This window comes from Posidoniimonas corsicana, from assembly GCF_007859765.1.
Lineage (GTDB): Bacteria > Planctomycetota > Planctomycetia > Pirellulales > Lacipirellulaceae > Posidoniimonas > Posidoniimonas corsicana.
The window spans coordinates 3,639,350-3,656,659 of the sequence record NZ_SIHJ01000001.1 but is presented as its reverse complement, the minus strand read 5'-3'; the positions used below and the strand labels follow the sequence as shown (position 1 = coordinate 3,656,659).

General features: G+C 66.7%; 14 protein-coding genes. 8 read left to right on the top strand and 6 right to left on the bottom strand.

From position 1 onward, the window contains the following. Positions 1–13 precede the first annotated feature (13 nt). The 4 genes from KOR34_RS13995 (at position 14) to KOR34_RS13980 (ending at position 3,155) form a co-directional block, all read left to right on the top strand. The gene (locus tag KOR34_RS13995; RefSeq protein WP_146565181.1) at positions 14–637 is read left to right on the top strand and encodes an exopolysaccharide biosynthesis protein; all 624 of its coding nucleotides are present in this window, start codon (positions 14–16) and stop codon (positions 635–637) included. Between the two features lie 118 nt (positions 638–755). Then, positions 756–1,196: a VOC family protein gene (locus KOR34_RS27505; RefSeq protein ID WP_390620787.1), complete on the top strand. Its 441-nt coding sequence runs from the start codon at positions 756–758 to the stop codon at positions 1,194–1,196. A gap of 9 nt (positions 1,197–1,205) precedes the next feature. Continuing rightward, positions 1,206–2,363, top strand: a complete 1,158-nt coding sequence (locus KOR34_RS13985) for a DNA topoisomerase IV subunit A (RefSeq protein ID WP_146565180.1) — start codon at positions 1,206–1,208, stop codon at positions 2,361–2,363. A gap of 162 nt (positions 2,364–2,525) precedes the next feature. Then, on the top strand, positions 2,526–3,155 hold the full coding sequence (locus tag KOR34_RS13980) for a hypothetical protein (RefSeq protein ID WP_146565179.1): 630 nt from the start codon (positions 2,526–2,528) through the stop codon (positions 3,153–3,155). Here KOR34_RS13980 and KOR34_RS13975 read toward each other — a convergent pair. Continuing rightward, positions 3,152–3,514, bottom strand: a complete 363-nt coding sequence (locus tag KOR34_RS13975) for a diacylglycerol kinase (RefSeq protein WP_146565178.1) — start codon at positions 3,512–3,514, stop codon at positions 3,152–3,154. The two genes, KOR34_RS13980 and KOR34_RS13975, sit on opposite strands and share 4 nt — an antisense overlap. A gap of 32 nt (positions 3,515–3,546) precedes the next feature. After that, entirely contained in the window at positions 3,547–6,627 is a 3,081-nt protein-coding gene (locus tag KOR34_RS13970; RefSeq protein ID WP_146565177.1) for an LPS-assembly protein LptD, read from the bottom strand. A 456-nt stretch (positions 6,628–7,083) separates the two neighbouring features. On the opposite strand from KOR34_RS13970, the gene ilvE reads away from it, so the two are divergent. Further along, entirely contained in the window at positions 7,084–7,941 is an 858-nt protein-coding gene (gene ilvE, locus KOR34_RS13965; protein ID WP_146565176.1) for a branched-chain-amino-acid transaminase, read from the top strand. 221 nt (positions 7,942–8,162) lie between these two features. Here ilvE and folD read toward each other — a convergent pair whose 3' ends face one another. Both folD and KOR34_RS13955 read right to left on the bottom strand, forming a co-directional pair. After that, entirely contained in the window at positions 8,163–9,017 is an 855-nt protein-coding gene (gene folD / locus KOR34_RS13960; protein ID WP_146565175.1) for a bifunctional methylenetetrahydrofolate dehydrogenase/methenyltetrahydrofolate cyclohydrolase FolD, read from the bottom strand. Positions 9,018–9,480: 463 nt separating this feature from the next. Then, positions 9,481–9,963: a phosphatidylglycerophosphatase A family protein gene (locus tag KOR34_RS13955; protein WP_146565174.1), complete on the bottom strand. Its 483-nt coding sequence runs from the start codon at positions 9,961–9,963 to the stop codon at positions 9,481–9,483. 118 nt (positions 9,964–10,081) lie between these two features. Between KOR34_RS13955 and KOR34_RS13950 the strand changes: the two genes are divergently transcribed. Together KOR34_RS13950 and KOR34_RS13945 are read left to right on the top strand one after the other, a co-directional pair. Then, positions 10,082–11,797, top strand: coding sequence for an NADPH-dependent assimilatory sulfite reductase hemoprotein subunit (locus KOR34_RS13950; RefSeq protein ID WP_146565173.1), 1,716 nt, complete (start codon positions 10,082–10,084; stop codon positions 11,795–11,797). A gap of 189 nt (positions 11,798–11,986) precedes the next feature. Beyond that, a complete protein-coding gene (locus KOR34_RS13945; protein WP_146565172.1) occupies positions 11,987–14,062 on the top strand; it encodes a TonB-dependent receptor plug domain-containing protein in 2,076 nt (691 codons plus the stop codon). Here the strand turns inward: KOR34_RS13945 and KOR34_RS13940 are convergent. Together KOR34_RS13940 and aroH are read right to left on the bottom strand one after the other, a co-directional pair. Next, positions 14,059–14,904 carry a glycerophosphodiester phosphodiesterase gene (locus KOR34_RS13940; RefSeq protein WP_146565171.1) on the bottom strand — a complete coding sequence of 282 codons (846 nt, stop codon included), beginning with the start codon at positions 14,902–14,904 and terminating at the stop codon, positions 14,059–14,061. The two genes, KOR34_RS13945 and KOR34_RS13940, sit on opposite strands and share 4 nt — an antisense overlap. Further along, entirely contained in the window at positions 14,905–15,336 is a 432-nt protein-coding gene (aroH, locus tag KOR34_RS13935) for a chorismate mutase (protein ID WP_146565170.1), read from the bottom strand. A gap of 103 nt (positions 15,337–15,439) precedes the next feature. Here aroH and KOR34_RS13930 point away from each other — a divergent pair, with 103 nt between their 5' ends. Continuing rightward, a complete protein-coding gene (locus KOR34_RS13930) occupies positions 15,440–17,071 on the top strand; it encodes a right-handed parallel beta-helix repeat-containing protein (RefSeq protein ID WP_197531407.1) in 1,632 nt (543 codons plus the stop codon). The last annotated feature ends 239 nt before the right edge of the window (positions 17,072–17,310 follow it).

Here is a 17,310-nt window from a genome sequence, read left to right as displayed (position 1 = left end):
CGAGGCCCGAGTCATGTCCGATCAAGAAGAAGCCCCCGAGTCACTGACAGAAGTCGTTGACGAGCTCGAGGAGAAGGCCGCCGAGGACGGCGACCTCCTCGTCGGCGACGCGCTCGAAGAGTTTGCCGGCCGCTTGTTCGGGCCGCTGCTGATGATCCCGGGCCTGCTGGTCATGATCCCGCCGATCGGCGGCATCCCGCTGCTGCCGACCACGATGGGCCTGTTCATCATCCTGGTGGCCGGGCAGTCGCTGCTGGGCCGCAAGCACCCCTGGCTGCCGGGGATCCTCGCCGAGCGGGGTGTGGACGAGCAGAAGTTCAAGGACTCGATCGATAAGGTCCGCCCGTGGCTCGAGTGGGTCGACTCGTTCACCGCCCACCGGCTGGAGTGGATGGTGGTCGGGCCGATGAAGTACGTGCTGGCGGCGGTGTGCATCGTGATGGCGTGCACCATGCCGCCGCTGGAGTTTTTGCCGATGGCCTGCGCGATCCCCGGCGGCGCCATCCTGCTGGTCGGGTTGGGGATCACCGCCCGCGACGGGTTGTTCGCATTGGTGGGAGTCGGCGCCGCGCTGGGGGCGTTGTACGCCACGACCAAGGCGTGGTCGGCTTTTGCATCATGGGTTGGATTGGGTTAGCCGTTGCTAAGGGCGTTGGAAGGGAAGTGTCACGCAGAGGCGCAGAGCCGCAGAGAAGCTGCCGTTGCGATTCAAGCAGCAAGGCATCAACCTCCGCGCTTCAGCGACTCCGATTCAGGTGCACAGCCGTAGGGTGCGTGCAACGCACCAACTAGGCTCGAACAGATTCGGCAAGAAAGTGACGACTGCGAAGCTGAACCTACTAGTCATTCGATCAGCCGACATGAATCGTGCCCAGCAGTTCTACGAAGCGGTTGGCCTGCAGTTCGCTCGGCACTCACACGGCAGTGGGCCGGAGCACCTTGCCCATGAGAGTGGCGGCGTTGTGTTCGAAATCTATCCGCCGAGTGACCCCGCAGAGAACACCACTTCAACCAGGCTAGGCTTTGCCGTCGCGTCGGTCGACGCAACGATTTCGCTCCTTGCTAGTCTTGGGGCAGTCGTGAAGAGGCAAGCGCAAGATAGTGAATGGGGGCGACGGGCCGTCGTTCTCGACTTTGACAAGCATGTCGTTGAGCTAATTGAAACATCCCCAGCGCAACCTAGCGCCACTGCGTGAGACACCATCATGGCCAAGAAAAAGAAAAAGATCGCCGCCCCCAAGCCCAAGGCGCCCGTCAAGCTCACGCCGCGGGACAAGAAGACCATGGCCGCTCTCCGCGGCCTGGCCGACGGGGTCGTGACCGCCGCGGAGAAGAAGCGGGACCCGTACGTCGATATCCCCAGCCGCACGCTGAGCAACGTCAAGTACAGCCCGCGGAAGCGGATCCTCGAGATGGGCAGCAGCAAGAACCGCCGCATGCTGTTCGACCTGTCGCAGGCCAAGGCCTACATGCGAACGATGCTGGTGGCCAGCGGCTGCAAGCGGCTCTTGGACGAGGGCAAGACCACCAGCCTCCGGGGTCTGTTCTACATGCTCAAGCACACGATCGAGAACACGAAGGAGAACACCTTCGACGATCAGAACGAGTGCGACACCATCATCGAGGACGCCGAGGTGCTGCTCAACAGCATCCGCGAGGAGCTGCACCTGTACGCCGAGAACCGTGGCGCGATGGTCGGCGCGATCACTCTGACCGACCGCGGCGACACGATCGACTGCCGCCGAATGGGCTCGGGCGGGTACGCGATCCCCTCGATCGTCGAGCCGGAGATTATCGAGCTCGACCGCAAGAAGTGCGACGCCAAGTTCATCCTGCACGTCGAAAAAGGCACCGTCTGGCAGCGGTTCAACGAGGACCGCTTCTGGGAGAAGCACAACTGCATCCTGACGCACGGCTCGGGTCAGCCGCCCCGCGGCGTACGGCGGCTGCTGTACCGCATGCACAACGAGCTGAAGCTGCCGGTCTACTGCGTGCTGGATAACGACCCCTGGGGGTACTACATCTACAGCGTGATCAAGCAGGGCTCGATCAACCTGGCGTTCGAGAGCCAGCGGATGGCGATCCCCGAGGCCAAGTTCCTCGGCCTGCGGAGCATCGACTTCGAACGCTGCGACCTGCCCGAGACCGTCAAGATCGCCCTGAACGACAGCGACCGCAAACGCGCCAAGCAGATCGCCAAGTACCCCTGGTTCGAGAAGAAACGCGACTGGCAGAAAGAGATCCAGCGGATGCTGAAGAACGACTTCAAGCTCGAAGTCGAGTCACTGATCGCGAAGGACATCAGCTACGTGACCGAGGTCTACGTGCCCGAACGGCTGGAGGCTCAGGACTGGCTGGACTAGCGTTTGAGTAACGACGCGCCGACGGCTATGCTACGGAAGTCTCCTCCCACGGCCGCCACGGAGCCGGATGTGTCTGACGAAGCGAACCCCTATGCGTCACCTTCCGCAACCGACGTTGCACCGCCCGGCGAGCGCGCGCTCGCCACTGAGTTCCCAAGCGAAATGCGGCGCGTCCGGACGGGGCTCTCCCTGGTTTACTACGGGATCTGTGGGATCCTGCTGCTGGCGTTGGGGATGCCCGTCGTCGCGGTCGTCCTGGGCGGCGGGGGATCGCAGCCGGAGGCGCTTGGGGTCGTGATGACGGCCATGCCGCTGCTCATGCTAGGGTTCGCCGTCTTGATGTTCGTGGGGGAGGTGATGTGCACCTTCGTGCCGCGGGAGTCGGGCGCAAAAGGGCTGGCGTTGGCGGCGGTTGGGCTGCAGGTCGTTAACTGGTTGGCGACCCTGGGCGGACTGCTCGTGGGAATCGCTCTTACCGGCGTGGTTGGCGGCCTGGCGAGCCTGGCGTCGCTGATCTGCTTTGTGCTCTTCCTGCGGCAGACCAGCCTCTACATCGGCCGCGAAGACGTCGCCCGGCGGGCGGTGCGGGCGCTGGTGGTGGGGCTCGTTTCGCTGGCGCTGCTGGCCCCCATGGTGGTGCTAGGCGCGACGGTCGTGTCGCCCGGCGCGACCGGTGGAGACCCCCCGCTGGCCCTCTCGTTCATGGCGGGGGTGGGCGGCCTCGGGATGCTCGCGGCCTTCCTGATGTACGCCAACACGATCACCTACCTGCGCAAGGCGATCACGCTCTAACCGAACAGCCGCGTCGCGAAGATCACGGTCCCTACGATCTTCGCCATCACCGACGCCGCCAGCACGGCGGCCGCGGCGACGTCCAGCGCGTTTCGGACGTGCTCGTCGTGCTCGCTGGTCACGGCCTTGGCCAGGTGCTCCAGGGCCGTGTTGAAGAGCTCGGCGGTCAGCACCACGCCGATGCACAGCGCCAGCAGCAGCCACTCGGTCAGCGACACTTCCAGCCAAAAGCCCAGCGCCGCCACCGCGATCGTGGCCGGGATGTGCGCCCAGAAGCTGTCCTCGCCGCGGACCGCGACCGCTACGCCGCGCAACGCGCAGCGGTACTTCTCGGCCCAGCGTTCGGCGGGAGGGAACATGCAGTCGGGCGACGGGGTCGGACGGGGGTCAGCTACTCGAGTCCATTGTAGCCCGCCGGCGGGATGTCGATGCCGGTGCGGCGGGTGATGGCCAGGCTGGGCAGGAAGCGGGGCTCCATCGCGAAGTTGAAGCCCACGTTGCCCTTCGACGGGTCCACGTTGATGCCGATGCTGGTGATGATCGCTTCGCCCAGGCGGCTGATCAGGAACGACTGACCGATGTTGCCCGCCTCGCTGAAGTCGACCACGGTCGAGGCCGAGCCGATCCACTTGGGGCTCATGCGGTAGTTGAGCGTGGCGGTGACCAGGTCGGCGCTGAACGGGCCGCGGACCGTGCGGTAGCCGACGTACAGGTTGCCGATGGTCGGCCGGTTGAGCAGCACGCCCCCGGACACGGTCCGCAGGCCGTCGGCGAACGTGTCGGCGAAGCCGTCGGACAAGAAGGTGGTGCGGTCGCCGACGTGCCACTGCATGGTGTAGTCCAGCAGCCCGAACGGCTCGCCGAAGTTGTCCCGCTCGTCGTCCGGGAACCAGGTGGCGTTGGAGTCGAAGGTCAGCCAGTCGATGATCCGTTCCTGCCCCGGCTTGCCACGCTTGGTCTGCAGGCGGTGCCGCATGCCGACCCGCATCGCCATCTGGTCGTCGACCAGCTCGGTGGTGGGCGAGGCGACCCAGCTGTGGATGCCGCCGCGGATGGCGTACACGCGGGGGTCGACCCGCGGGTCGATGGCGCCGCCCACGTACAGGCCCGCCAGCCCGGGTGCGAACAGCGGGTCGAAGTAGCGCCGCCGCTGCTCCTCGAGCGAGTCGTCCTCGATCTCGTCGTACAGCGGCAGCCGGTCGAAGTTCTCGCTGGCGTCGGTGTACGTGACCTCCGCGTCGAACACCACCTTGTGGGCCAGCCCGTGGAGGTTGAACAGCGGGTCGCGGATCTCGGGGTTGGCGGCCCAGAACGGGATGCTCGCCCGCACGCCGGTGTGGATGTACGTGCGTTGCAGGTCGTCGCCGGTGAGGTCCTCGCCCCAGTGGGCGAACTCGCCGAGGGCGAACGGCACGATCTTGAACGGGTCGGCGTCGATGGGGAAGTCGATCTCGTGACGGGTGGCGAACCGCTCGCCCTTGACCTCGGCCTCCCAGGGGAAGGCGTCGTACACCGTGAGGCCGAGCGAAGTCAGCGGGTCGGCCGGCGCGGTGGCGATCTTGTAGTCCGCGTAGCCCACGTTGGTGTGGGCGTACCAAGTGAGCGTGTCGCCCAGCAGGTCCTGGCCCATGATCCAGTGGTCCAGCCGCGGCAGCCACTGCGTCTGGGTGAAAAACTCGTTGAGCCGCGCGTTGGCCTCAATGCTGAGCGACTGGTTGCCGGCCAGGCGGCGGAGCCGGCCGCCGGTGATCTGGTCCTTGTTCTCGTCCCACTCGGACTCGTAGTACTGCTCCAGGAAGGTGCGGTCGCTGATCCAGCCCACCTCGGCCTGGGCGATCCAGCCGTCGAGCAGCCCGTCGGAGATGTTCTGTCGGTGGTTCCAGAACGCGCGGCCGCGGTAGCTCGCCTCGGGCACGAGCGACCGCCTGAGGAAGCCGAGGTTGTCGAGCCCGCCGTCGTGGATGGCCCACAGGTCGGCCCGGCCGCGGGCGGGGCCGTTGTGGCCGAGGAACGTGTTGGTGTTGTACGAGTACTCGGTGCCGTAGCCGAAGCCGCGGTTCCGCAGGTAGTCCAGGCTGAGGTCCCAGTCGACGCCCTTGGGCGCCTTCGAGCCGAGCAGCTGGTAGACGTCCAGGTCCAGGAGGAACTGGAACCCGTAGACGCTGTCGTTGCCGATGCTCAGGTCCGTCACGTAATAGGTCGGCTCCTCGAGGTCGGTGGCGATGGTCGGCCAGTAGAACACCGGCACGCCGCCCAGGTACACGCGGCTGTTGCGGGCGGTGGCCAGCCGTTCGTGCTCGTACCGTACCTCGCCGGTGGCCGGGTTGGCGTCCGGCAGGCCGGTCAGCGGGTTGATGATCGGCGTGGGCACGTCCTCGAAGGTGATGGTCTCGGCGCCGAAGTGGTAGCTGGGCTCCTCCAGCCGGCTGCTGGTGAACAATGCGTCGGTCGCGACAAAGCGCGTAGCGTCGAGCTGGCGGATCATGCCCGCCTTGAGCCGCACCAGGCCGCGGTACTTCTTGCCGTCGACCTCTGGCAGCGGGGTCAGCAGCTCGGCGTTGAGCACCACGCCGCTCCGCGAGCGGACGTCGTAGTACATGCGGTCGGCGTAGATGACGCGGTCGCCCTGGCGGAAGACGATGTTGCCCTCCATGTAGATCTCGAGCGAGTCGCCTTTCTGCTGCTGGAAGCTCATGCCCCCGGCGTTCCCGCCCGCCCACACCACGGCGCGATCGGTCTCGAGGTCGAAGCTGTCGACCTCTCCCAGGAACTCGGGCAGCCCGCCGGAGTCGATCCCCTGGACCACGATCTGCACGCCTTCGGAAATCGAGTAGATGGTCTCGCCGCCGGGCTGGTCGGGCTGGATAACCATGTTGGTGCCCACCGCGCTCCGCTTGTAGATGTCCACCTGCCGGAAGCCCGGCTGCGAGGGCAGCAGGCCGGCGGGCGGCGCGGCGAGCGGGGTGGCCATGGCCGGCGCGTCGAACTGGACCGGCTGCACCTGGGTGTCCACGGTCCGCAGCCGCTTGAGCGCCCGCGACGCGATCTCGGGCAACGCCTCGCCCCGCGGGGCGGGTGGCGGGGAACGCCACTCCACGGTCGCGTCGGTGATCAGCGTGCCGTACCAGTCGGGCGACTGCTGCCGCGCGACCGGGGGCGCGTCGGGCTTGGCGCCGGCGGCCCGCAGCTTCTGCAGCACGGGCCGCCCGCTGCTGCCCTCGGCGTACACGATCACCCGCCGCGGCTTAGCGGGGTCGGGGTCGATGTCGGTGAAGAGCACCGCCTGCTCGGCCTCGATGGAGGTCTCGCCCTGGCGGATGCTCACGCCGCGGCTCAGCAGCCGGACGTGGTACAGGCCCTCGGTCCACTGCGTGGCGGCGCCCGCCTGGGCGACGATCTCTTGCGACGGGTCCGGCGCCGGCAGGTGCAGGTCGGCCCGCGCGGCGACGGTCGCCGCCAGCCAGGCGGCCATGGCCAGTGCGCAGCGGCGGCCGCAGCGGGCGTGAACGCCTGCTCGTCGAGCGGTTCGCTTGGTCGGGGCTGCTGGGAAGATTGGTGTTCCTCGGGCGCCGGTATCCAGGTCGGGTCGGTCCGCGAAGTGCGCGCAGGCCGGCCGACAAATTGGCGGCGGAGTATAGGGGCCCTGCTTGGCGGGGGTCAATACGCTTTGGCCGCGGCGCGGGTCGGCGTAAGTTTCACGCCCACAACGGTTTGAGAAGACTGTCCCGCGCCCGCACGGCGTGCGGGTGCTAGCACGCCGGCGACCAAAGCACCAATGCGGTAGCTGCGGACAGAACCAGCGGCGGCCGGCGGTGGTCCCTCTGCGGAGGGCTCTCACACACGCCCAGGGGGCACGCTAGAATGCGTGGTCCAACCGGCGGGCCGCCTCTGGTCCGTTTGCTCAATTCCTCGCAGTCCCCGCTAGATCATGTCGCGACAGGTTTATATCAACGGCGCCTTCTACGCCAAGGAAGAGGCCAAGATCAGCGTTTTCGACCACGGCCTGCTGTACGGCGACGGCGTCTTTGAGGGCTTGCGGAGCTACGGCGGCAAGGTGTTCCATCTGGCCGAGCACATCGACCGGTTGTACGAGTCCGCCCGGGCGATCTGCCTGGAGCTGCCGATGTCGCCCGAGGAGATGACCGACGCGGTCAACCAGACCGTCAAGGCGAACAAGATCGAGGACGGCTACATCCGCCTGGTGGTGACCCGCGGCAGCGGCACGCTGGGCCTGGACCCGAACCGCTGCAGCGTGCCCCAGGTGATCATCATCGCCGACAGCATCACGCTGTACCCGCAGGAGTACTACGACAACGGGCTGGAGATCATCACCAGCAGCGTGATCCGCAACCACCCGGCCGCGCTGAGCCCGCGGATCAAGTCGCTGAACTACCTGAACAATATCCTCGCCAAGATCGAGGGCCTGAACGCCGGCTGCATCGAGGCCCTGATGCTTAACCACAAGGGCGAGGTGGCCGAGTGCACCGGCGACAACATCTTCCTCGTCAAGCACGGCGAGCTCTACACGCCGCCGCTGGACGCCGGCATCCTGGCGGGCGTGACCCGCAACGTGGTGATCAACCTGGCCAAGGAGCACGGCGTCGTGACCCACGAGTCGAGCCTCACCAAGCACGACGTGTACGTGGCCGACGAGTGCTTCCTGACCGGCAGCGCCGCCGAGGTGATCCCGGTAGTGAAGGTCGACACGCGGGTGATCGGCTCCGGCAAGCCGGGGCCCTTGAGCAAGAAGCTGAAGCAGCTGTTCGCCGAGTACGCGCGGTCGTAGCGCATTCGAGTACGCCGGAAGTCTCCCTCGTAGGCATTCGCCTGGTAGCCGCGGGGTGCCGGGGGCGCTCCGCGACAGCGGAAGCCCCCGACGATTTGCAGGCCGCGGTTCGTACATCTCGGGGGCTTCCTTCGGAGCGCCCCCGGCACCCGGCGCCCTCGCGTTGCGGCGCGAAGCCTACAAATCTCCTTGCGACCTTGGCGTCTTGGCGGTTCAAGACCTTACGTTTCCAACCCCCGCGCCGCTTCCAGCGTGTTGTACAGCAACATCGTGATGGTCATCGGCCCGACGCCGCCGGGCACCGGGCTGATGGCGCCGGCCACTTCGCCGACCGCCTCGTAGTCGGCGTCGCCGACCAGGCCGTCGTCGGTGCGGTTGGTGCCCACGTCGATCACGGTCGCTCCGGGCTTGACCATGTCGGCGGTCACGAACTTGGGCTTGCCGATCGCCGCGATCAGGATGTCCGCCTGCTTGGTGACCGACGCCAGGTCGGCCGTGCGGCTGTGACAAATTGTCACGGTGGCGTTGTACGGCGGCTGGCTGAGCATGATCGACAGCGGCCGGCCGACGATGTGGCTGCGGCCCAGCACCACCGCGTGCTTGCCGGCGGTCTCAACACCGCTCCGCCCCAGCATCTGCAGCACGCCGTGCGGCGTGCAGGGCAGGAACCTAGGCTGACCCTGCACCAGCAGGCCGACGTTTTCCGGGTGGAACGCGTCGACGTCCTTGGCCGGGTTCACGGCCCGCAGCACGCGGTCGGAGTCGATCTGCGGCGGCAGCGGCAGCTGGATCAGGATGCCGTGGACCGCCGGGTCCTTATTGAGCTTCGCCACCAGCGTCAGCAGCTCGTCCTGCGTCGTCTCGGCGGGCAGGCGGTGCAGGTCGCTCTCCATGCCGACCGCCTCGCACGCCTTCCGCTTGTTGCGGACGTAGACGTCACTCGCCGGGTCCTCGCCAACTAGCACGGCGGCCAGCCGGGGCACGCAGGCGTTGTTCTGGATGAATTCGGCAACCTCCGCGGCCAGCTCGCTCTTGAGCTGCTTGGCGATTTCCTTGCCGCTGATTACCTGGGCCATGCGAGTTCCTGACGGGCACTGAGGGGGCGTTTCCGCCCCGATTCTAGCTCAGCATGCACGGGGCGGAGAGGGGGGAGTTGCGCGGTCTGGCGAAGCCGAGCGACCGGCCGCTAGGGCGCCCCGGAACCCTTGAATAGTCCCAGGATTCGAGCGGAAAACAGGCCAGCGGTCTGGTCTAATGAACGCTTACGCAGGCGGCGCGGACGGTGTCGGGTGGTGGCGGTCGAGTCCGCTGCGCGCCGCGAATAACACCGAACACGGGGCCGCCGACTTTTGTCCCTATGGGTGCGCGAGGCGGGACAAAAGTCGACTCGCCCGCTCACCGCCGACTGGCGTAAACACTGCGATACAAGCGTGAAACGTGATTGTCGGCTTGGGGTGGGGGCCGACTTTTGTCCCTAAGATTCGATAGGCGCAACTAGGGACAAAAGTCCCGGTGCACCACGAGGGGAAGACCGCCGGGCTAGTAGCCGGCCGCCCAGCGGATCAGCAGCATCGCGACCGCGCCGTAGAGCCCGGCCACGACGTCGTCGGCCATGATGCCCCACCCGCCGGGAAGTTTTTCGAGCCGGTTGCAGGGCCACGGCTTGCTGATGTCGAACACGCGGTGCAGGCCGAAGCCAACCGCGAGCCACCACCAGGGGCCGAGGTCGCCGACAAACAGGAATACCAGCGGCACGGTGGCGATCTCGTCCCACACCACGGGGCCGGGGTCTTTCATGCCGAGCCGGCGGGCCGCCGCGTCGCACAGCGGAACCCCCAACACCAACCCGATCAGCACCGACGCCCACCCGACCCAAGGCTGAGGGCACGTGAGTACCGCCCACGCCCACGGGACCCCCCACAGCGCGCCGAACGTGCCGGGGGCGGGCAGGACCAGCCCCACCCCCAACCCGGTGGCGACGCACACCGAGGGCGAAAACCCGCTAGACGCTTCTTCCGACATCCGTTATCCCCGTCGCGCGGGCCGCAGGCGATATAGCCGGCACAGGCCCAGCAGAGTATCATTCCGTTCTAGTTTTCCCAGCCTCACAGAGATCGATCGCGATCCCCGTAGAATCCAAATGAGCGAAGCCGAAGAAAAGCTGTCCCCCGTCGAAGGCATCAAGGTCGAGAGCAACTACCTGCGGGGCAGGATTGCCGAAGAGCTGATGGATGGGAACCCCAACCTCGGCAAGGACACGATCCAGCTCATCAAGTTCCACGGCTCTTACGAGCAGGACGACCGCGACCGCCGCAAGGAGGCCAAGGCCAACAAGGTCCCCGGCGGCAAGTACTACAGCTACATGGTGCGGTCGGCGATCCCGGGCGGGCGGATCAGCAGCGAGCAGCTGCTGGCCCAGCTCGACCTGTGCGACGAGGTCGGCAACAGCACGCTCCGCGTGACCACCCGCCAAGGGCTGCAGCTGCACGGGGTGCTGAAGGGCAACCTGAAGAAGGTGATCCGCCGCATCAACGAGGTGCAGCTCACCACCATCGCCGCCTGCGGCGACGTCCGCCGCAACGTGATGTGCTCGCCCGCGCCCTTCAAGAACAACCGGGTGTACGACCAGCTGCAGGCGATTTCCGACCGGATCGCCGACGAGACCATGCCCCGTACCCCGGCCTACCACGAGCTGTGGCTGACCGACGACGCCGGCGAGAAGACGCTGGCGGGCGGCGGGGCGCCGCAGGAGGAGGTCGAGCCGCTGTACGGTCCCACTTACCTGCCACGCAAGTTCAAGATGGGGGTCGCCCTGCCCGGCGACAACTCGGCGGACGTGTACTCGCAGGACATCGGCCTGCTGGGGATCGTCGAGGGCGGCGAGGTCGTGGGCTACAACTTTGTGGTCGGCGGCGGGTTTGGCGTCACGCCCAGTGCGTCCAAGACCTTCGCCCGCGTCGCGTCGCCGCTGGGGTACGTGCCGGCCGACAAGGTGCTGGACGTGATCAAGGCCGTGATGAAGGTGCAGCGGGACTTCGGCAACCGCAGCGACCGCAAGCGGGCCCGCATGAAGTATCTGATCCACGATTGGGGCGCCGAAAAATTCAAGCAGAAGGTCGAGGAGTACCTGGGCGAGGGGATTGAAGACTCCCGCCCGATGAACGTCAACGGCCACGACGACTGCATCGGTTGGCACGAGCAGGGCGACGGACAGTGGTTCTACGGCCTGAACATCGAGAACGGCCGCATCAAGGACGAGGGCGACTTCCGCCTCAAGACCGCGCTCCGCGAGGTCTGCACCTCGCTGGCCCCGCCCATGCGGCTGACGCCCCACCAGGGGCTGGTCTTCTGCGACATCAAAGCGGAGGACAAGGAGCGGCTGAAGTCGATCCTCACGTCGCACGGCGTGCCGCTGTCTGAGCAGTTCTCGACCGTCCGCCGCTGGTCGATGGCGTGCCCCGCGCTGCCGCTGTGCGGACTGGCGGTCACCGAGAGCGAGCGGATCCTGCCGACCATGATGGACGCGTTGGAGAAGGAGCTCGACTCGCTCGGCCTGGGCGGCGAGCGGTTCACCACCCGGATGACCGGCTGCCCCAACGGCTGCGCCCGGCCCTACAACTCCGACGTCGGCCTCGTCGGCAAGACCAAGGGCAAGTACACGCTGTTCCTCGGCGGGCGTGTCGAGGGCGACCGCCTGAACTGGATCTACAAGGATCTGGTGCCCGAGGATGAGGTGGTCGCAACGCTCTCGCCGGTGCTCAAGCACTTCAAGGAGGGCCGCCACGAGGGCGAGGCCTTCGGCGACTACTGCGACCGCATCGGCCGCGACGCCCTGCTAGCAGCCTGCGACGCTTAGCCGCAGCGCGCCCACCGATACGCGCGAAGCCGGCCCTTCCGGCATGCCTAGCCCATCCACCAGACGGGTATTGTCCGCACTCTGTGGCGTTCTGGGGTGGCTGCGGCATCTGGGTTGACGATCCAGGCTCTGTGAGGACACCCGCAGGATGGCGGGCGTTCAGGGATCGCCACGGAGGGGCATGGTCGGATGGCACCGGACTGCGCGCGTCGAGAGCTGCTGCGCCTGACCTTTGTGGTCGGGCTGTGGTGCGTCGCGACCGCCGCGTCAGCGGCCGGCCCCTACGGCCCCGAGCCGGCGCCGCCCGACGCGCTCGCGTCGCCCTCAGACCTCACAGACGGCGACGAGAGCGGCGACGCTGCCGGCGGCGAGGACGACCTGCTCAACCTCGACCTCGAGCGGCTCACCCAGACCGACGTGGTGGTCACGGCCCGGGGCGAGGTGGGCCTCGACACGGTGGTAAGCACGGTGTCGCGCACCGACACGTCCGTCCGCCAGACGCCGTCGGCCGTGTACGTCGTGACGCAGGACATGATCCGCCGTTCGGGCGCGCGGAACCTGATGGAGGTGCTGCGGCGGGTTCCCGGCGTGCACGTGGCCCGCGTCAACGCGGACACGTGGGCGATCAGCATCCGGGGCTTCAACGGCGCCTACACGGACAAGCTGCTGGTGCAGATCGACGGCCGCGCGATCTACACGCCGCTGTTCGGCGGCGTGTTCTGGGAGCAGCAGCTCGTGCCGCTGAACACGGTCGAGCGGATCGAGGTGGTCCGCGGCCCGGGCGGCAGCGTGTGGGGAGCCAACGCCGTGAACGGCGTGATCAACATCGTGACCATGGACTCACGCGACACGCAGGGCGCCTACGCGGAGGCGGGCGGCGGGACCGAGCACCGCTCGTTCAGCTATGCCCGCGTCGGCGGCCGGCTTGGAAACGACGCCACCTACCGCGTCTACGGCAACCAGCTGGACGACGACCCCGGCGCCAACCTGGGCGGCGGCTACACCGACACCCGCCGCGGCGAGCAGGGGGGATTCCGACTGGACTGGCGGCCGAGCGGCGCGGACACGCTGACCGTCCAGGGCGATATCGGCGCCGTCGACATCGGCGTGGGGCTGGACTCGTCGGACGTCTCGACCGGCAACTTCCTCGCACGCTGGACGCGGCAGGTGGACTGCGACACCGACTGGTCCCTGCAGACGTACTACGACCACTACAAGATCGACTACGACCCCGGCTCGCAGGTGGCCGACGTGATGGGTCAGAACGCGTTCGACATCGACCTGCAGCGCCATGCGGTCCGCGGGGCGCACGAGTTTGTCAGCGGCGTCGGCTTCCGCAGCTACGAGACTTTCGTCCGCACCCAGCCGGGGCAGGCGATCGACTTCGTGCCCGACGCGGCCAACTTTGACATCATCAACTACTTTGTGCAGGACACGCTGACCCTGGCCGAGGACCGCCTGTTCCTGACGCTGGGCTGCAAGTTCGAGCACAACGACTTCGTAAACTTCATCTACCAGCCCTCGGTGAGGATGGCCTTTACGCCCGACCTGCGGACGAGCCTGTGGGCGTCGGTCTCGCGGTCGATCCGCACCCCGTCGGTCACCAACCGCGACGTGTCGATCGTCACCCCGATCGGCGGCGGGCAATTCCTGCGGCTGACCGGCTCGCGGGCCATCGCGGAGGAGCAGGCCATGACCTACGAAATCGGCCTGCGGCGGCAGCCCACCGACCGGTTCTACTGGGACGTGGCGGCTTACTTCTGCCGGTACGACGACCTCATCCGCACGGTCGCGGTCGGGGCCACGCCGCCGTTTGTGGACGCCGGATCGTTCAATTCCGCGACGGCCGACACCTACGGGTTCGAGTTGTGGGCGACCTACGAATCCTCCGAGTGGCAGCGCTGGCGGGCGTCGTACTCGTTCTACCGTGAGGTGCTCGACGACCGGGGCCTGCCCGCCATCAACACCGTCAACGTGCCGGGCGTCTACCCCCGCAACATGGCCTACCTCGAGTCGTCGACCGACGTGACCCCCTGCCTGCGGCTGGACGCCGACCTGCGCTACGTCGACGCGTTGGCCGCGGTCGGCGGCTACGTCGAGATGGACGCCCGGGTCGCCTGGACCGCCGGCAACGGCATGGAGCTGGCGGTGGTGGGCCAGAACCTGCTCAACAGCAGCCACGCAGAGTTCGTCGACCCGGTCGGCTTCGCCGCGACAACCGGCGTCCAGCGCGGCGTGTTTGGCGTGCTTAGCTGGGAGTACTAGTCGGCCGCGGGGTCAGCGGGCTTCGGTTTCAGCTGGCTGCGGATCCAGGCCGGGCGATTGGTAGTGATCCCGACCGCGCCGAGCTGTTGGAAGTGGCGGGCGACCTCCGGGGCGTCGATCGTCCAGACATGGAACTCGCCGACCCCGGATTCGGTCAAGAATTCGGCGTCGAGGACCTCTGGCGCCCCCTTGAAGCCGACGCCGTCGACGCCAGCCTTCGTAGCGGTTTGCTTGACGGTGCTGGCGTCGGGCCGCCACTTGCCCGCTTCCTTCTTGAAGCTGGTCAGCCAGTGGCAACGCACGTCCGGCAGGCGCCGTTTGCACTCGGCGATGGTCTCGCCGTCAAACGCGATAACGACGAGCTGCTCGTGGGGAAAGCCCGCGTCGCCCAGCTCAGCCAAGAACGGGTCGACGATCTCGGGACCCGTTTTGAGCTCGATTACCGCCTTCTTCCCATTGGGCACGGTCTCGAGCATCTCCGTCAGGGTTGGCGGGTGCTCTCCCTTGAACCTGCTGTCCTTCCAGGCCCCAACGTCGAGCTTGCGGATCTCGTCAAACGTCAGGTCGGTCACCTTCCGGCGGTCGCCCGAAACCCGCTTCATGTCGTAGTCGTGCACGCAGATCAGGCGGCGGTCCTTGGTGAGGTGGAAATCGCCTTCAATCCCGTCGGCGTCCTGTTCCCACGCCAGCTCGAACGCGGCCACCGTGTTTTCCGGCGCATCGTGCGACGCGCCGCGATGAGCCACGATCAACTGCGCCCTGGAGGGAGTGGCCATGAGCCCAACGCCGAGGAGGAACAGGGTCGCCTGGGCGAGACCCGCCCCAACGGTTTTCGCCTTCATCTAGTTGTCCTTGGTGGCCTGCATCTGCTCGTTGATCCACGTGTCCAGCTCGCCGAGGTCCACCGCCGGCAGGTTCGAGAGGTCCGGGCGGAGGCGTTCGGCGCCCCGGGCGTAGACGTGGTGGATCTCGCTCTGCGGCTTGTCGGTGTTCCAGTGCAGCAACACGCGGATGCAGTTACCGAGTGAGCCGGGCACGCTGATCTCGTAGCCGCACAGCAGCGGCACATCGAGCCAGCCGAGCTGGCGGGCGGCGAGCGCCGGGAATTCCGCGTCCAGATCCTTGGTGACCGTGAACGTGGCGCTCGCAACGTCTTCCTTCTCGATGCTGTTGTGGCGGATCAAGAGCGCCAGCAGCTGCTGCGTCGCGGTGAGGATCTCCTCACGCTCGTTGCGTTCGACCGTAGTGGCGCCACGGACTCCTCGGCAGGCCATCGCCTCGCTCGCTTCGCTCGTAGAAAAAATTGACCGGGGGTGGAGGGGCCATTCTAATCAGTTGGGCTCCCCTGCTAAACCGGCTAACAGCCACGGAGACGCCATGAATCGCGCCACACGCACCGCGTGCCGGTTCGGCCAAGCAGCGGCGCTGCTGTGCCTCTTCCTGTCCGTCCCAGCCGCCCAGGGATTGGACCACCAGGTCGCCACGACGGCCGAATTCGCTAGTGCACTGGCTGCCGCCCAGTCGGGGGATGTCATCCTTCTTGCGCCTGGAGACTACGCCGGCGGCCACTACCGGTCGGGGCTCTCCGGCGTGACTATCCGCAGCCAAGATCCGGCCGATCGGGCCCGGATCATCGGCGGGGCGAACGGGATCCAGTTGTCCGACGCGACGTCCGTCGTTCTGGAGGACCTGGTCTTCGAGCAGCAGACGGGCAACGGGTTGAACATCGATGACGGGGGATCATTCGGCACCCCATCGACCGATATCACGATCCGGCGCGTCGCGGTCCGGTCGATGGCGGCCACTGGCAATAACGACGGAATCAAGCTGTCCGGGGTCACCGGGTTTGTGATCGATCAGGTGGAGGTTCGCGACTGGGGCGCCGGGGGCAGTGCTGTTGACCCGGTCGGCTGCCACCGCGGATTGATCCAGAACTCCACATTCGTCAGCTCGGTTGCCGCCGGTGGTTCGGCCGTCCGCCCCAAGGGCGGCAGCAAGGACATCACGATCCGTGCGAACTACATCGAGCTGCCCGCGGGGATCGGGCGGGGTGTGCAGGCTGGCGGGTCGACCGGCGCGCCGTTCTTCCGATTTGTCGATGGCGACAGCGGGTACGAGGCGGATGAGATCACGGTTGAGGGCAATGTGATCTTAGGGGGAAGCAGTGCAGTCTCCTGGGTCAACATCGACGGTGGTGTGTTTCACCACAACTACGTAATAGACCCTGGCGACTGGGCATTCCGCATCCTGAATGAGAATGTTGGCCAGCCAATTGTGGAGACCCAGAACGGCGTCCTGGCCGACAATGTCATCGCCTACCGCGGCGACAGCTGGCGCAGGGCGGGCAATTTCGACGGGCCGGGAGTCCTCGAAGAGAGCTTCGGTTTTCGGGGAAATCACTGGATAAACGCCGACAACCCGACGACCGCTGGATCGACGCCTACCTTGCCGGTTGCGGAAACCGATGGCGTCTACGGCGGGGCGGCGCCATTCACCACGGCGGTTCAAACCTGGCGATTCGAATGGGGGTTGTGGGTCGTCGCGCCCGGCGCAGGCCCGCCGAGTTTCGAAGGGGTGACGATCGACGAGCACCACGCCCTGCTGCGGGCGGCGCCGGGCGACGACGCCGTGTTCAATCCTTTGGCGGACAACCCGTTGTCAGGCGGTTGGAGCCTGCACCCGCTTAATGGCCCGGACCTCACCGATGTAATCGGGAATCAGGTGGTGCTGGTGAACCCGCGGAAGGCTGGGATCCCTGCAGCAGCGGGCGACTACGACCGCAATGGAGTGATCGACATGGCGGACTACGCCTTGTGGCGAGCACAGTACGGCGTCACCGGCAGCGCACTCGCAGACGGGAACGACGACGGACGCGTCGATGCCGCTGACTACACGCTGTGGCGTGATGCGTTCGCGGGCGAGTCGGGCGCTCACTTAGTCCCCTGCCCGGGCGCGTCGACGCTTGGCATCGTACCGATGTTTGCCGCCGCACGATCTCGAGCGCGTTAGGCCTTCAATAACCGTCGTGGATTACCGGGAGCCGATAGCGTTCGCCGCATTGCCACGACCAAACTTGGTTTTTCTCTCTCAAGCCGTTGACAGTCGGCCGCCGATCGTTAAGATTCCGAGTCTCGCATGTGAGTCAGGGCGACAACCGTTCTGGCAAGCAAGCGACGCCAAGTTTGGCGAAGCAATCCGCTTCAAAAAACTTGGCGAAAAACTCCCCAACAGGGCTTGCAACGCCCGCC

Coding starts and splice junctions, on each gene's coding strand:
- KOR34_RS13955 (WP_146565174.1), bottom strand. CDS start 9,963: ATGTCGGAAGAAGCGTCTAGCGGGTTTTCGCCCTCGGTGTGCGTCGCC.
- KOR34_RS13970 (WP_146565177.1), bottom strand. CDS start 6,627: ATGGCCGCCTGGCTGGCGGCGACCGTCGCCGCGCGGGCCGACCTGCAC.
- KOR34_RS13985 (WP_146565180.1), top strand. CDS start 1,206: ATGGCCAAGAAAAAGAAAAAGATCGCCGCCCCCAAGCCCAAGGCGCCC.
- KOR34_RS13930 (WP_197531407.1), top strand. CDS start 15,440: ATGAATCGCGCCACACGCACCGCGTGCCGGTTCGGCCAAGCAGCGGCG.
- folD (WP_146565175.1), bottom strand. CDS start 9,017: ATGGCCCAGGTAATCAGCGGCAAGGAAATCGCCAAGCAGCTCAAGAGC.
- KOR34_RS13980 (WP_146565179.1), top strand. CDS start 2,526: ATGCGGCGCGTCCGGACGGGGCTCTCCCTGGTTTACTACGGGATCTGT.
- KOR34_RS13995 (WP_146565181.1), top strand. CDS start 14: ATGTCCGATCAAGAAGAAGCCCCCGAGTCACTGACAGAAGTCGTTGAC.
- aroH (WP_146565170.1), bottom strand. CDS start 15,336: ATGGCCTGCCGAGGAGTCCGTGGCGCCACTACGGTCGAACGCAACGAG.
- KOR34_RS13975 (WP_146565178.1), bottom strand. CDS start 3,514: ATGTTCCCTCCCGCCGAACGCTGGGCCGAGAAGTACCGCTGCGCGTTG.
- KOR34_RS13945 (WP_146565172.1), top strand. CDS start 11,987: ATGGCACCGGACTGCGCGCGTCGAGAGCTGCTGCGCCTGACCTTTGTG.
- ilvE (WP_146565176.1), top strand. CDS start 7,084: ATGTCGCGACAGGTTTATATCAACGGCGCCTTCTACGCCAAGGAAGAG.
- KOR34_RS13950 (WP_146565173.1), top strand. CDS start 10,082: ATGAGCGAAGCCGAAGAAAAGCTGTCCCCCGTCGAAGGCATCAAGGTC.
- KOR34_RS13940 (WP_146565171.1), bottom strand. CDS start 14,904: ATGAAGGCGAAAACCGTTGGGGCGGGTCTCGCCCAGGCGACCCTGTTC.